The organism is Pseudonocardia sp. TRM90224 (assembly GCF_021245725.1).
Classification (GTDB): domain Bacteria; phylum Actinomycetota; class Actinomycetes; order Mycobacteriales; family Pseudonocardiaceae; genus Pseudonocardia.
The window spans coordinates 43740-57293 of sequence record NZ_JAJGSX010000019.1 but is presented as its reverse complement, the minus strand read 5'-3'; the positions used below and the strand labels follow the sequence as shown (position 1 = coordinate 57293).

Annotated in this window: 14 protein-coding genes; 5 read left to right on the top strand and 9 right to left on the bottom strand. The window is 71.9% G+C overall.

Features of this window, described 5'->3' with window-relative positions; all coding sequences use genetic code 11:
• Positions 1-79: 79 nt before the first annotated feature.
• Positions 80-1555 (bottom strand): helix-turn-helix domain-containing protein, encoded by a 1476-nt coding sequence (locus tag LL648_RS24395; protein WP_232665028.1) that lies wholly within the window; start codon positions 1553-1555, stop codon positions 80-82.
• Between the two features lie 156 nt (positions 1556-1711).
• On the opposite strand from LL648_RS24395, the gene LL648_RS24390 reads away from it, so the two are divergent.
• From LL648_RS24390 to LL648_RS24380, 3 genes are all read left to right on the top strand, one after another.
• Positions 1712-2434 carry a LuxR C-terminal-related transcriptional regulator gene (locus tag LL648_RS24390; protein WP_232665027.1) on the top strand — a complete coding sequence of 241 codons (723 nt, stop codon included), beginning with the start codon at positions 1712-1714 and terminating at the stop codon, positions 2432-2434.
• 95 nt (positions 2435-2529) lie between these two features.
• Positions 2530-3129, top strand: coding sequence for a DUF4126 domain-containing protein (locus tag LL648_RS24385; protein ID WP_232665026.1), 600 nt, complete (start codon positions 2530-2532; stop codon positions 3127-3129).
• A 92-nt stretch (positions 3130-3221) separates the two neighbouring features.
• The gene (locus tag LL648_RS24380) at positions 3222-3881 is read left to right on the top strand and encodes a DedA family protein (protein WP_232665025.1); all 660 of its coding nucleotides are present in this window, start codon (positions 3222-3224) and stop codon (positions 3879-3881) included.
• Between the two features lie 81 nt (positions 3882-3962).
• Here LL648_RS24380 and LL648_RS24375 read toward each other — a convergent pair whose 3' ends face one another.
• The 4 genes from LL648_RS24375 to LL648_RS24360 form a co-directional block, all read right to left on the bottom strand.
• On the bottom strand, positions 3963-4988 hold the full coding sequence (locus LL648_RS24375; RefSeq protein ID WP_232665024.1) for a 6-phosphofructokinase: 1026 nt from the start codon (positions 4986-4988) through the stop codon (positions 3963-3965).
• Positions 4989-5093: 105 nt separating this feature from the next.
• Complete coding sequence (locus LL648_RS24370; RefSeq protein ID WP_232665153.1) at positions 5094-5651, bottom strand: ATP-dependent Clp protease proteolytic subunit; 558 nt, start codon at positions 5649-5651, stop codon at positions 5094-5096.
• Positions 5652-5910: 259 nt separating this feature from the next.
• Positions 5911-6708 (bottom strand): hypothetical protein, encoded by a 798-nt coding sequence (locus LL648_RS24365; RefSeq protein ID WP_232665023.1) that lies wholly within the window; start codon positions 6706-6708, stop codon positions 5911-5913.
• A 130-nt stretch (positions 6709-6838) separates the two neighbouring features.
• A complete protein-coding gene (locus LL648_RS24360; protein WP_232665022.1) occupies positions 6839-7975 on the bottom strand; it encodes a DUF3616 domain-containing protein in 1137 nt (378 codons plus the stop codon).
• A gap of 14 nt (positions 7976-7989) precedes the next feature.
• Here LL648_RS24360 and LL648_RS24355 point away from each other — a divergent pair, with 14 nt between their 5' ends.
• Positions 7990-8814, top strand: a complete 825-nt coding sequence (locus tag LL648_RS24355; protein ID WP_232665021.1) for a shikimate 5-dehydrogenase — start codon at positions 7990-7992, stop codon at positions 8812-8814.
• Between the two features lie 115 nt (positions 8815-8929).
• On the opposite strand, the gene LL648_RS24350 is transcribed toward LL648_RS24355, so the two are convergent.
• From LL648_RS24350 to LL648_RS24335, 4 genes are all read right to left on the bottom strand, one after another.
• Positions 8930-9784 carry a hypothetical protein gene (locus LL648_RS24350; RefSeq protein WP_232665020.1) on the bottom strand — a complete coding sequence of 285 codons (855 nt, stop codon included), beginning with the start codon at positions 9782-9784 and terminating at the stop codon, positions 8930-8932.
• A gap of 311 nt (positions 9785-10095) precedes the next feature.
• On the bottom strand, positions 10096-10860 hold the full coding sequence (locus tag LL648_RS24345; protein ID WP_232665019.1) for a carbonic anhydrase family protein: 765 nt from the start codon (positions 10858-10860) through the stop codon (positions 10096-10098).
• 35 nt (positions 10861-10895) lie between these two features.
• Complete coding sequence (locus LL648_RS24340; protein WP_232665018.1) at positions 10896-11573, bottom strand: response regulator transcription factor; 678 nt, start codon at positions 11571-11573, stop codon at positions 10896-10898.
• Positions 11570-12841: a sensor histidine kinase gene (locus tag LL648_RS24335; protein WP_232665017.1), complete on the bottom strand. Its 1272-nt coding sequence runs from the start codon at positions 12839-12841 to the stop codon at positions 11570-11572. The genes LL648_RS24340 and LL648_RS24335 overlap by 4 nt, the downstream gene beginning before the upstream one ends.
• Before the next feature lie 132 nt (positions 12842-12973).
• On the opposite strand from LL648_RS24335, the gene LL648_RS24330 reads away from it, so the two are divergent.
• The gene (locus LL648_RS24330; RefSeq protein ID WP_232665016.1) at positions 12974-13513 is read left to right on the top strand and encodes a hypothetical protein; all 540 of its coding nucleotides are present in this window, start codon (positions 12974-12976) and stop codon (positions 13511-13513) included.
• The last annotated feature ends 41 nt before the right edge of the window (positions 13514-13554 follow it).

The following is a 13554-nucleotide window of genomic DNA, read 5'->3' as shown; positions in this document are numbered from 1 at the left end:
GTTATGTGCACTTGCGCGCTCTGCGGGCGCGCAAGTGCACATAACGGTGGGGAAGTTGGTGGTGCGGAAGCCTCGCGGCTCAGGCGTCGGCGAGCAGGCGGGTGTGGCGGGCCACGATCTCGGGGCGCCGCGGGTCGGCCTCGTCGAGCGTGTCGACGAGCAGCTCGTGCACTTCGAGGTCGTCGCGGCCCAGCGGGTGGTGCGCGAAGGTGACGAGCAGGTCGGTGTCGTCGGTGGCGAGCACCATCCGGCGCAGCGTCGCGTCGATCTCGTCGCGCAGCTCGCGGATCTCCGGCGCGTCCGAACGCGGCAGGAGCGAGCCGCCGCAGTTGCGCAACGCGTCGGCCGGCCGGCCCGCCCGCAAAGCCCTGCGCACCGCCTCGAAGTCGGTGTCGACGGTGGCGTCGAGCCGGTAGGGCCGCGTGCGCAGGACGTCCGTGCCGATCTGGCCGCGCAGCCGCAGGATCTCGCCGCGCACGGTCGTCGGGTTGCCCTCCTCGCCGTAGAGCGAGAGCGCGATCTGCTCGGCGGTCAGGCCGTCCGGGTGCAGGGTGAGCGCGGTCAGCAGCTCGGCAGGGCGCAACGTCAGCGGCAAGGAGCGGCCGTTGAGCGTCGCCGTCGGTGCGGCCTGACCCATCAGGCGCAGCGAGAGCGCGCTGCGGCGGGTGGTGGTCGTGGCCCGCGGCGCACGCAACAGGTAGCCCTCGGCGAGCGGTTCGACGATCATCTCGCGGCCGTCGACGAGCTGGATGCGGTCGCCGCCCTCCGGGAGCTCGACGCGTTCGGGCCACGCGCCGTACGGCTCGCCCGCGATGATCCGCCCGGACGGCGTGACGAGCGCGCCGGCGCTGCCGCGCAGGCTCACGAGATGGGGCATGTTGCGCACGCGCAGCCGCTCGTCGGCGATCGCGAGCCGCACGCGCAGCTGGTTCTCTGCGAGCTGCGCGGTGGCCGACACCAGCTGGACCATCGCCGGGTGGACGGTGTGCAGCGGCCCGCTGATGTCGATCGCGCCGAGGATCGTGCCGGTGTCGGGGTCATGCACGGGCGCGGCCGCGCACGTCCACGTGTGGTAGGTCCGGACGAGGTGCTCCGCGGAGTGGATCTGCACCGGGGCGTCGACCGCGAGGGTGGTGCCCATCGCGTTGGTGCCGATGGCGTCTTCGGTCCACTTCGTGCCGGGGGACAGGCCCACCCCGTCGGCCGCGACGAGCAGCCGTGCCGCGCCTTCCCGCCACAGGATCGTGCCGTCGGCATCGGTGACCAGCATCACGTGCATGGCCTCGTCGGCGATGCTGACGAGCGTGCTGCGCAGCAGCGGCATGACCTCGTTCAACGGGTGCGCGCTGCGCATGTCGGGCAGCTCTGCGTCGGCCAGCACGACCGGCGGTGTGCGCAGGTCGGGGTCGATGTGCGCGGCGAGGCTGCGTTGCCACGACGCGGAGACCAGCGAGCGCGGGGCGACGCGGCTGCGGTCGCCGCTCAGCACCTTCTCGAATACGTCGCGCAGCACATGGGCGTGCTCGACCGGGTCGCGTGCGTCATGAATTGGCATCAGCACTCCGAGCCTCATCGCCCTGTAGGCCGCCATCATTGCCCAGGTCACGGCCCGCAGCAAGGCGACACGTTGTGCGTGCAACGTCTGCGCAACGTCGCACTCCGTAGCTTCGCCGCATCACTTACGGCCCCCGAACGGAAATGTGAGGTTGCCGTGACGACCGACGCACTGCTCGATTCGCGCACACCGGTGCAGGGCTCCGGCTCTGTTCCCCCCGTCGTTCGCCGGACGGCGCGCGTGCTTCTGGTCGACGCCGAAGCCATCGTCCGGTTCGGGCTCCGCCAGCTCTTCGCCTCCGACCCGCAGCTCGCGGTGGTCGGCGAAGCCGCGTCGCCGCGCGACGCGCTGGTCGTCGCCGATCGCTGCCCGCCCGACCTGGTGATCATCGACATCGACCTCGGCCGCGGTGACGCCGCCGGCGTCGAGCTGGTCCGGATGCTGCTGGAGCGCCACCGCGGCGTGAAGGTGCTCGTCCTGACCGGATGCCGCGACCGCGACGTCATGATGCGCACCGTCCGCCTCGGCGTGCACGGCTACGTGCGCAAGAACGCCGAGACCGCCGACATCACCCGTGCCGTGCACGCGCTGCTGCGCGGCGAGAGCGTCTTCGACTCGCGCGCCAACGCCGTCGTCGTCGACGTCATGCGCGACGACGACCGCCCCGTCGCCCGCTCGCTCGGCGGCGCGATGCTCACCGAACGGGAGAACCAGGTGCTGCGCCTGCTCGCGGTCGGCATGTCCAACCGCGAGATCGGCCGGCGGCTGATGATCAGCGAGGCCACCGTCAAGTTCCACGTGCGCAACCTGCGCGACAAGCTCGAGGTTCGCCGGCGCACGGAGATCGTCTACACGGCGACGCGCCAGGGGATCGTCTAAGCGTCGACGACGACGTTCTGGCTGTTTGTGAGCGCTAACAACAGCCAAAACGTCGTTGTCGACGGGATCGGCGGCCCGCCGGATACGCTGCGCTCGTGGAGCTGCTGCCGATGGTGATGGCCAGCGGGTGGGCGAGTGGGGTCAACGCCTACCTGTGTGTCGTCGTGCTCGGGCTGTTCGGCCGCTTCGGTGGGATCGAGGCCGTTCCCGAGGCGCTGACCAGGACCGACGTCCTGATCGTTGCGGGCGTGCTCTACGCGCTGGAGTTCATCACCGACAAGATCCCGTACGTCGACTCGGCGTGGGACACGATCTCCACGCTCATCCGCCCGACCGCCGGAGCGGTGATCGGGCTGCTGATCGCGGGCGACGCGTCGTCGCTCGAACAGGCGGTGCTCGCGACGACGGGCGGTGGGGCCGCGCTGGTCAGCCACCTCGTCAAGGGCGGTCTGCGGCTGATCATCAACACCTCCCCGGAACCGGTGACGAACATCGGCGCGAGCATCGGCGAGGACGTCGCGGTTGCCGGGGTGGCGACGCTGACGGTGGTCGCGCCCGAGGTGGCGGCGGTCGTCGCCGGCGTTCTGCTCGTGCTGGGGATCGTGCTGCTCGTGCTGCTGTGGACGCGCGTGCGGCGCGGCTACCGCCGGTTCAAGGCGTGGCGGGAAAGGCGCGCGGCGATAGCTCTCGAGTAGTGGTCCTCAGGGGTGACCCTGAGCCGAAAGTAGGGGTCCGGGAGGACTTTCCACCGATGCCGGTGACCACGTGGCTGAATAACCTCGGATACATGATCGACGTCCTGCGGCAGCTGCTCGAAGGCACCATGGCATCGCCGTGGCTGCTGCTGGTCATCATCGGGATGGCCGTGATCGACGCGCTGATCCCGATGGTGCCGAGCGAGGCCTTGATCATCACGGCCGGCGTGGCCGCGGCCGCAGGCACCCAGGACCTCGCGCTGGTGGTGCTTGCCGCCGGCTTCGGGTCGTTCGTCGGGGAGTTCGTCGCCTACGCCATCGGCCGCCGGTTCGGGCCCGCCGTGCGCAAGCGCATGGTGCCCGGCACCGCCCGCGCGACGACGTTCGGGCACGTCGAGCGCACGCTGGAGACGAGCGGCGGGCTGATCCTGCTGACCGCCCGCTACATCCCGGCGGGCCGCACGGTCGCCGCGCTGGCCGCGGGTGTCACCGGCTTCCCGACCTCGCGGTACGTCGGCTACAGCGCCGTCGGCGCGGTGATGTCGGCGGCGTACGTAGCGCTGCTCGGCTACCTCGGCGGCGCCGCGTTCGCCGGCGACCCGCTGGTCGCGCTGCTGTTCAGCCTCGCGGTCGGCACCACGATCACCGCGGTCGTGGGCCTCGTGCGCCGCCGCCGCGCCGCGGCTCCGGCCGCTCTCGCTACGCCCGCCACGCAGCAGCAGCACCGCGTGCCCGCGCTCGCCGGCCACTGACCTGACGACGTCACACAGCCCGTGGTGCCGTCACACAAGTCATGACCTGTGTGAAGACACCACGGGCTTTGTGCGTTCGGCTCAGCCGAAGAAGACCTCGGCCTCGGCGTAGAGCGACGGGTCGACCGTCTTGAGCTCCTTGGTCGCCTCGGAGAGCGGCACCATGACGATCTCGGTGCCCTGCAGCGCCGTCATGTGGCCCCACTTGCCGGCCGCGACGGCGTCGATGGCGTGCAGCCCGAAGCGGGTCGCGAGCCAGCGGTCGCGGGCCGTCGGCGTGCCACCGCGCTGGACGTGCCCGAGCACCGTGGTGCGGGCCTCCTTGCCGGTGCGGGCCTCGATCTCCCTGGCCAGGTAGTCGCCGATGCCGCCGAGCCGGACGTGCCCGAAGGCGTCCTTGTCGCCGGTGAGGAGCACCTCCTCACCCTCCTTCGGCTTCGCGCCCTCGGCGACGACGATGATCGGCGCGTAGTCCATCCGGAAGCGCGACTCGACCCACTGGCACACCTGCTCGATGTCGAAGCGCACCTCGGGGATGAGGATCGCGTTCGCCCCGCCGGCCATGCCGGAGTGCAGCGCGATCCAGCCGGCGTGGCGGCCCATGACCTCGACGATCAGCGCGCGGTGGTGCGACTCGGCGGTGGTGTGCAGCCGGTCGATCGCCTCCATCGCGATGTTGACCGCGGTGTCGAACCCGAACGTGTAGTCGGTGCCGGAGAGGTCGTTGTCGATCGTCTTCGGCACCCCGACGACGTTGACGCCCAGCTCGTGCAGCTTGGTCGCCACCCCGAGGGTGTCCTCGCCGCCGATCGCGATGAGCGCGTCGACGCCGAGGTTCTGCAGGTTCTGCTTGATCCGGTCGACACCGCCCTCCACCGAGAACGGGTTGGTGCGGGACGAGCCGAGGATCGTGCCGCCGCGGGGCAGCAGGCCGCGGACGGCCGGGATGTCCAGCGGCTTGGTGAGCGCCTCGAGGGGCCCCCGCCAGCCGTCACGGAATCCGAGGAACGAGTAGCCGTACTCGGGGACGCCCTTACGGACGACAGCACGGATGACCGCGTTCAGTCCGGGGCAGTCGCCGCCACCGGTGAGCACGCCGACGCGCATGGGTTCTCCATCGATGCAGAAGCTCAACGAAGGGCTCACGGTAGCGGCAACGTCCCTGCGCCGCGACGCGGCCCGGTCGTGCAGCTCCCGCCTACCGCGAGACGTTCACGTTCCCGCCACGTGGTCGACGATCCCGTACGCCTTCGCCTCCTCGGCGGTGAACCAGCGGTCGCGGTCGGAGTCGGCGGTGATGGTCTCGAACGACTGCCCGGTGTGCGTCGCGATCAGCTGCGCGATCTCCCGCTTCATGTCGCCGTAGACGCCCGCGCGGATGGCGATGTCGGTGGAGTTGCCGCCCATGCCCGCCGACGGCTGGTGCATGAGGATCCGCGTGTGCGGCAGGGCGTGCCGCTTGCCGGGTGTGCCGGCCGAGAGCAGGAACTGCCCCATCGACGCGGTGAACCCGACGGCCCACGTCGCGACGTCCGGCCTGATCAGCTGCATCGTGTCGTAGATCGCCATGCCGGCCGTGACGGATCCGCCCGGCGAGTTGATGTAGAACGTGATGTCGCGCTCGGAGTCCTCGGCGGCGAGCAGCAGCAGCTGCGCGGTGATGCGGTTGGCGATCGTGTCGTCGACCTCGCTGCCGAGGAAGACGATCCGCTCGGCGAGCAGCCGCTCGATGACGGGGTCGCCCGCCGCCTGGGCGGTCGCCGCGTCCATCACGAGGCCGCTCGGCGCCTGCACCGGTGGTTGCGGGGTCGGGTGCTTCGGGACCGGGCGGTGCGGCAGTGGGAACGGCTCGGGCCGGGTCGAAATCATCATTCTTCGACGGTAGGCAGCCAGCCGGACGTCCAGGAGCGGTGTTCGCTGTCAGCGGCGGCTGTTCGCCGAGAGCTGCACGGCGATGTCCCCACCGTTTTGCCCATCTACACGGCCGATTCGGCGTGCAAATAGACAAAACGGTGGGGAACTCGGCGACTCACCGGCAGCGTTGCGCCACCGGGTCGCCGTCGGGGGAGCGGTGCTCGAACGACACGTGCACGTGGTCGAAGTGGTTCTCGGTGTCGCTGCCGCGGTCCTCCATCCGCTCCCAGCCCTGGCCGTAGTTCATCCGCTGCTTCCAGATGACGTACTCGACGCCCAACTCGTCCTTGTTGGCCAGCGCGCAGTCGGCGATCCGGTCGCCCTTCGCGCCGCGGGTCATGAGGTCGACGGCGTGCCCGCTGGTGTGGTCGGACGGCCTGCTGCGCTGCGCGACGCCGATCAGCTCGGGGTCGTCGTAGAGGCACGAGAGGAACGTGGCACCTGCACGCACCCACGGCTTCACCCGCCCGAGCCCGTGCGGCTCGCTGTCGCAGTGCGCGATGCGCGGGTCGTCGAGCAGGCCGCTCGCCTTGATCAGGTCCTGCACGTCCAGCAGCTCCGGCGGCTCCGGTTCGGAGGTGACCGGGACGAAGCTCGCCAGCATCGCCGTCGCGCCCGGCGCGTCCTCGTGGCTTTCGTCGGCGGCCAGCCGCATGGCGGCCGTGCCTGTATCGGCGGCCTGCGCGCCGACGACGAGCGCGGGGGCCAGCGCCGCGACCACACCACCGGCGACGGCGGCGCTCATGCCGCGGTGCACGGCGACCTCCGCGCTGTGCCGCGCGCCTCCGGCCCCCACGACGGGTCGGGGCCGGAGGCGGGGCGCACCCGCCACGAGGTGCTGCGGGGACGGCGCGGCGCGCGGGATCGTCCGCGAGCCGTGCCGACCGCCGCTGGGGGAGCGGTGCCGAGACACGTCCTGCCTGTTCCGATCGTGCGGCCCGGGCGGACGCGCCGGTCGGGGGGCCGGCGATGGATCGGGGAATCCAGGTCCGGCGGGGGAGCCGGGTCGCTGGTGCAGAACGTAACGGCTCAGTTACGGCCAGTCAGGCCACTGTCACGGGGTGTGAGATGGACGGCACGCTGCGTGCGGCGAGTTGCTCCGTTCGGCCTATCGGCAGCCGATCTGCGAGGACGGACTCCGGAGTCGGTCGCCGAGCGGTCGACGGGCTGTCGTAAACGACGAGCAGCCGCGACGGCGCGTCGTCGGCGAGCAGCGCAATCCCCTCCGCGTGGTCGACGCCCGCACCGTGCGGCAGCTCCCGCTCGACGCTGATCTCCGCACCGCGCACGACCCGCGACGTGTCGGTCGTGGCCGCGCCGTGCCACCGGTAGACCCGCACCGGGCCGGAGAGCGCCATCGACGGGCCCGCGAGCACCAGCAGGTCGTCGCCGTCGGGGCACAGATCACGCACGCCGAGGCCGTTCAGGTCCAGCAGGTGCTTGCGGAAGCGGACACCCTCCGGGAAAGCACCGAGCAGCAGCCGCGTGTCGTCGGTCGGGTCGGGCTGCGGCAGCACCTCGAGGACGACCGCCCAACCGCGCAGCACCGGGCCGCGCAGGCCGACGTAGAGCGTCTCGCCGTGCACCGCGAGCCCCTCGACGTCGAGCCCGTTGTCCTTCGACGGGATCGCGAGGAACGGGCCGAGGTGCTCGTCGGCGGCCAGCAGATCGGCGAGGTTCGTCGTGCCCGGCGCGCCGATGATCGCCGACTGCCGACCGTCGGGCGTGCGGCGCATCAGCTCGGGTCCGTCCTCGCCCTGGTGCACGGCCAGGCGGGCGATCACGAACCGGTTCGGTTCGCGGCGCACCTTCGCCAGCCTCCGGTAGGCCTTCGCGTCGTTGTGGTGCGGCTTGATCTGCTTGCGCACGAGGCTGTGCGAGCCGGTCGCCCAGAGCCAGCCGCCGGAACGTGCGATGCCTTCGAGGTCGGCCTCGGCGTCGGGCGGGCCGGGCAGGTCGACGAGGTCGTGCAAGAAGAAGCTGCGCTGTCCCTCGCCGACGGTCGGTGCGCTAGCGGAGTCGAGCGTGAGCCGCTCGAGCGTTGCCGTCTCGTCGCCGGCGAGCCAGAGGTGGCGACCCTCCGTGCGGATCGCGGAGAGGTTCACGTGGTTGCCGGTCTCGACCACGTGCCCGCTGAAGTGCAGGTGCACCTGCCCACCGAGCTCGCTGACATCGTTCATGGCACCGTTCTACCGTGCCGATCGCGACCACTGACATCACCAAAGAGACAGATCTCTGTATCTCGCTGGCCGCGCGCCCGAGCAACCTCGGAACGCGCTTCCACAACTTCCTGTACGCCGAGCTGGGCCTCGATTTCGTCTACAAGGCGTTCACGACGACCGACATCACGGCGGCGGTCGCCGGCATCCGCGCACTCGGGATCCGCGGCTGCGGGGTGTCGATGCCGTTCAAGGAGGACGTGATCTCGCTCGTCGACGAGCTGGACCCGTCCGCCGCGGCGATCGCCTCGGTCAACACGATCGTCAACACCGACGGGCACCTGCGCGCCTACAACACCGACTACCTCGCGGTCGCCGCGCTGGTCGACGGCGCGCCCCGGGACGCCGCGCCGGCCGTCCTCGGCAGCGGCGGCATGGCGAAGGCCGTGGTCGCGGCGCTGCGCGACTCCGGGTTCCCGCCAGGGGTCGTGGTCGCCCGCAACGAGCGGACGGGCCGGGCGCTCGCCGAGCAGTACGGGTTCACCTGGCAGGCGGCGCTCGCCGGCGAGCGGCCGCGGGTCCTCGTCAACGCCACGCCGGTGGGGATGGGGGGCGGCCCCGAGGCGGCGGACCTCCCCGTTGCGGCCGAGATCGTCGATTCCGCCGAGTTCGTGCTCGACGTCGTCGCCGTCCCGCCGGACACCCCGCTCGTGCGACGCGCGACCGCGGCCGGCGCGACCGTCGTCACCGGCTCGCAGGTGATCGCGCTGCAGGCGCTCGAGCAGTTCGTGCTCTACACGGGCGTGCGGCCGGACGCGGAGCTGGCCGAGCGGGCGCGGGAGTTCTCGCAGCGGTCGTAACCCTGGGTCTCCCCGGTGCTGGGGAGGGCAGGAAAGCCACTTTGCTGCCCTGTGAGGGCCGGAAAGTGGCTTTCCTGCCCTCGCGCCGGAGGCGTGGGGCCGAGCGGCGCCGTCCTCAGCAGGTGATCGGCTTGCCGCCCGCGCCGCTGCCGAACGAGACGTGCACGTGGTCGTAGTGGTTGGCGGTCGGGCTGCCCCGGTCCTCCATGGCTTCCCAGCCGCTGCCGTAGTTGATGCGCTGGCGCCAGATCACGTACGTGATGCCGAGCTCTTTCTTGTTGTTCAGCGCGCACTGGGCGAGCTGGTCGCCGGCCGCCCGGCCGATCATGAAGTCGATCGCCTTGCCGCTGGGGTGGTCGGACGTGCCGGCGCGGCCGGCGACGCCGTGCATCGCGGACGGCTCGTACTGGCAGCCGAGGAAGTTGGCCGCCGTGCGGACGTAGGACTTGACCGCGCCGAGTCCGCCGGTGGGCAGGCTGCAGTTGAGCTTGGCCGCGCGCTCGGCCTCGGCCTTCGCAGCGGCCGCCTTCGCCTCTGCGGCCTTCTCGGCGGCCTTCTTCGCGACCTCGGCCTCGGCCTGCTGCGCGGCTTTGACCAGCGCGGACGCGTCGGCCACCTGAGGCTCCGGGTCCTCGGGGACGACAGGCTCGATGGACGTGGTGATCTCGGAGATGGCGTCCTCGACGCCCTCGGTCAGCGACTTGCCGTCGCCATCGCCGTCGCGGTTCTCGCCGTCGCGGTCGGCGCGCTCGGCCGAGTCGCCGTCGAGCGCGAACGACGTCCCGACCGACTGCGCGGTCGGGACGATCGGCGTTCCGGTGAGCGGGAACGCGACAGCCGCGGCGCCGACCAGCGTGAACGCGCCGCCGGCAGCGGCGACGACCGCGGTGCCCCGCGTCAGCGGGACCGAACTCTTCGTGCTGGCCGAACGGCGCGCACCATGCCTGCGTCCGCCGGGGCGTGGAGCCACGAGCGGTACGGGCTGATGCGTGCCTCGGCCCCGGGGGGAGCGATGCCGAGCCACGACCTGCCTTCCGGATCGACGGCCTGGTTGGACGTCCGGCTTCGGGGAGCCGGCGGGTGGGGAGTCCCGTGTCCAGTTCGTGACCCTGCCGTCACTGATCCGAGAACGAAGCTAAGCAACCGGGGCGTTGGTTGCACGTCCCACGCGTGGTGATTGGGACGAATGTGCGGTGCGGCGCGACGAGCGGCGGGTTTTGTCATCCGCCAGGGGGAAGATCAACCGCTCGTCGCTGCGCCGTCCGGGGGCGGGACGAAGGGTCAGCTCTGCTCGTGCAGGCTGACCACCCGCCCGGCGAGCGGTTGCAGAGCCCGCGCGTCACCCTTGGGGAACAGCGACCGGAACCGCTCGATCGTCTCGCCCGCGATCGAGACGTGCTGCCGCAGCACCATCCACGAGATGTGCTCGGTGTAGGGGCTGGTGGTCAGCGAGCCGTCGTAGCGGAACGTCGTGAGGTCGTCCGGCAGCCCGGACGCGATGTCGACGCCGTCGACGTGCTCCTCCTCGCCGCACTCGACGGGCATCCGGTGCAGCACGCGGTCCTGCATGGTGTCGCCGTCGCCGCCGGCCTCGACGAACAGGCCGAGCACGAGCGTCTGACCGTCGGGGCCCTTGTGCACGAAGTGCTGCTCCAGCGGGAAGCGTCGGCGGTCGAGCACGTGCTCGGACGGCGTGTGGAAGTGGAACTGCGCCAGCTCGTAGCGCACGTCGTCGAGGTACACCGCGGCCGCGCCGCTGGGCACCTCGGCCTCGACGGTCTCCTCGCGGCCGCGATTCCCGCAACCGCTCGGGTCACCTTCGGGATCGCGGCTGACGTAGCGGACCCGCAGGGTGACATCGGAGGGATAGTCGACGACGAGGTCGGGCAGTTCCGGTGCCGGGCGCGAGCGGGCGACCCGCAGGTGGATGGGGCTCTGGTGGCGGGGGTGCGCCGGTTCTGCTGCTGCCGGGGTGGCGAGCCAGACCGGCGCGAGCAGTGCGGCGGCGCCGCCTGCAACGAGGAAGGTACGGCGGGGGTGCGGCATGTCGCATTCTCCTGCTCGGAGCGACTGATCAACGATCACGTTAGCCCCGTGCCGTCAGGTCGATCACGCAGGTATGCCAGCACCGCGAGCACCCTGCGGTTGTCGTCGGCCGCAGGTGGGAGCAGCAGTTTCGCGAAGATGTTCCCGGCGTGTTTGGCCACCGAGATCTCGCTGATGCGCAGGGCCGAGGCGATCGCCCCGTTGGTGCGGCCCTGCGCCATCCCCTCCAGCACGTCGGTCTCCCGCGGCGTGAGCGCTGCCAGCGGCGATGCGTCGCGGCGGGCCGCTAGCAGCCGCCGCACGACCTCGGGATCGATGACGACCGCGCCGCCGGCGACCCGCTCGACCGCCGCGACGAACTGCGGCACGTCCGCCACGCGGTCCTTGAGGAGGTAGCCGACGGCAGTGGTCGCGGTCTCCAGCAGCTCGGCGGCGTACGTCCGTCCGACGACGTGGCTGAGCACGACGATCGGCAGGCCGGGGTGGCGGCGGCGCAGCTCGACGGCGGCGGCGAGCCCTTCGTCGGTGAATGCCGGCGGCATCCGGACGTCGGTGACGACGAGGTCCGGCGCGTGTGCGGCAACGGCGTCGAGCAGCTCGGCGGCGTCGCCGGCGCCGGCGACGACCTCGTGGCCGGCGTCGGCGAGGATGTGCCGCAGGCCCTCGCGCAGGAGCGCCGAGTCCTCGGCGACGACCACCCGGAGGCCCTTCACACCTGGCACGGGACTTCCAGCACCAGCCGGGTCGGGCCGCCCGCGGGGCTGGCCAGCCGCAGCGTGCCGCCCACCGCGGCGGCCCGGTCGGCGAGCCCCTGCAGGCCGCCGCCGTCGACAGCGCTCGCGCCGCCCAGGCCGTCGTCGCCGATCTCGACGCGCAACCGCCCGCCGCCGACCCGCGCGGCGACGTCGACCGTCCGCGCCATCGAGTGCTTCGCGGCGTTCGTGATCGCCTCGCTGATCACGTAGTAGGCGCAGGCCTCGACGGACCGGCCGAGCCGGCCCGGCAGCACGAGGTCGGCCCGCACCGGGACCGTCGATGTGCCCGCGAGCTCGTCGACCGCCGCCACGAGCCCGCGGTCGGTCAGGACGTGCGGGTGGATGCCGTCGACGACCCGGCGCAGCTCGGCGAGCACCGTGGTGGCCTCCTCGTGGGCTCCGGCCAGCAGCGCGGCGACGGGCGCCGTGGCCGCGGTGGCGGGCAGCCGCGAGCGGGCGATCCCGAGCTGCACGGCCAGCCCGAGCAGGCGACCCTGCACGCCGTCGTGCAGGTCGCGTTCGATCCGGGCGCGCTCGGTGTCGAAGCGGTCGACGATCCGCGTCCGCGAGCGGCTGACCTCCTCGAACTCCGCGGTGCAAGCGTCTGACCGCGCACCGAGCACCACGACGGTCAGCCGCGCCCGCACGCCGGCCGCCGCCGTCAGCACGTACGCCGAGAGGAGTGCGAACAGCAGCCCGATGGGCGGGGCGAGCCACAGCCACCCGGCCACCGCCAGCTCGACCGCGGCCGGGAACGCCGCGGGGAACAGCGCCGCCAGCAGTGGCGCGAGCAGCGGGAAGCCGGTCATCAGCACGCACGACACCGTCACGATCAGCTCGAACGGCCACAGCACCGTGCAGCTGAGCACGGCGTGCGCCAGCTCGCGCCGGGTGCGCGGATCGCGCAGGCGGGCGCCGACCCAGGCCGTGACGCCCGGCCGGGACGGCGCGCGGTGCTCGGCCGACTCCACCGGGGTGCCGAGCCACGCCACCCGCCGACGCTCCAGCGCCGCGTGCCCGCCCGCCACCAAGAACAGGGCCACGAGCAGCGGGAACCCGGCCAGGAACGGCGAGAGGGCGAGCCCGGCAGCGACGGCGACCAGCAGGGCCGCGAGGCACAGCAGGTCGCACACCGCGCCGGACGCGAGGTAGCCGAGGCCGCGCAGCGGTCGGCCGGACCGCAGGAGCCGCACCGGCGCGTGCCACGGGATCTGCGCTCCAGGCACGAACAGGACGCTACGGCGGAGCTGCGGCCGGGACCATCCTGCTGGCCCTACCTCCGCCGGGAAGCTGGCTCCACCACACAACCCCCATCTCGCCGTGTTCCGGCAGGCAGCGACCATGGCGAGGCTTTCGGCATGGTCAGGAGAATCGGACGCAGGGGCAAGCACGTGCTCGACGTGCTGCACTACACGACATCCCTCGGCTGGCTGGGCGTCGGCTGCTGCCAGCTCACGCTGAACGTCGTCGCGCTCGTCACCGGCGATCCCGCGCTGCGGCACGCGGCGCACGAGATCACCCACATGTTCGACCGGTACCTGCTGATCGCGCTCGCGGTCGGGTCGATCACCAGCGGGGTGCTGCTGGGGATGAAGACGAAGTGGGGGCTCGTCCGGTACTGGTGGGTGCTGGTGAAGCTGGTGCTCTGCGTCGCGATGCTGATCTTCACGCCGATCTGGATGGGCGGCTGGATCGGCGACGCGGTGGCGCTGACCGCCGACCCGTCGGCGCTCGCCGACCCGGAGTACCTCGTCGTGCGACGGAGCCTGTTCACCGGCTCGGTCAGCATCGTCACGACCTTGCTGCTGATCACGGTGATCTCCGTGGTGCGGCCGTGGGGGCGGGTCCGCCCGAACCGGCGACCGCCGGTGCTGACACGGGGCCGGATCGCTGCGTAAGGTCGAACGTGGTTCTGGAATTCGTCGTTCACGGGGGGTAG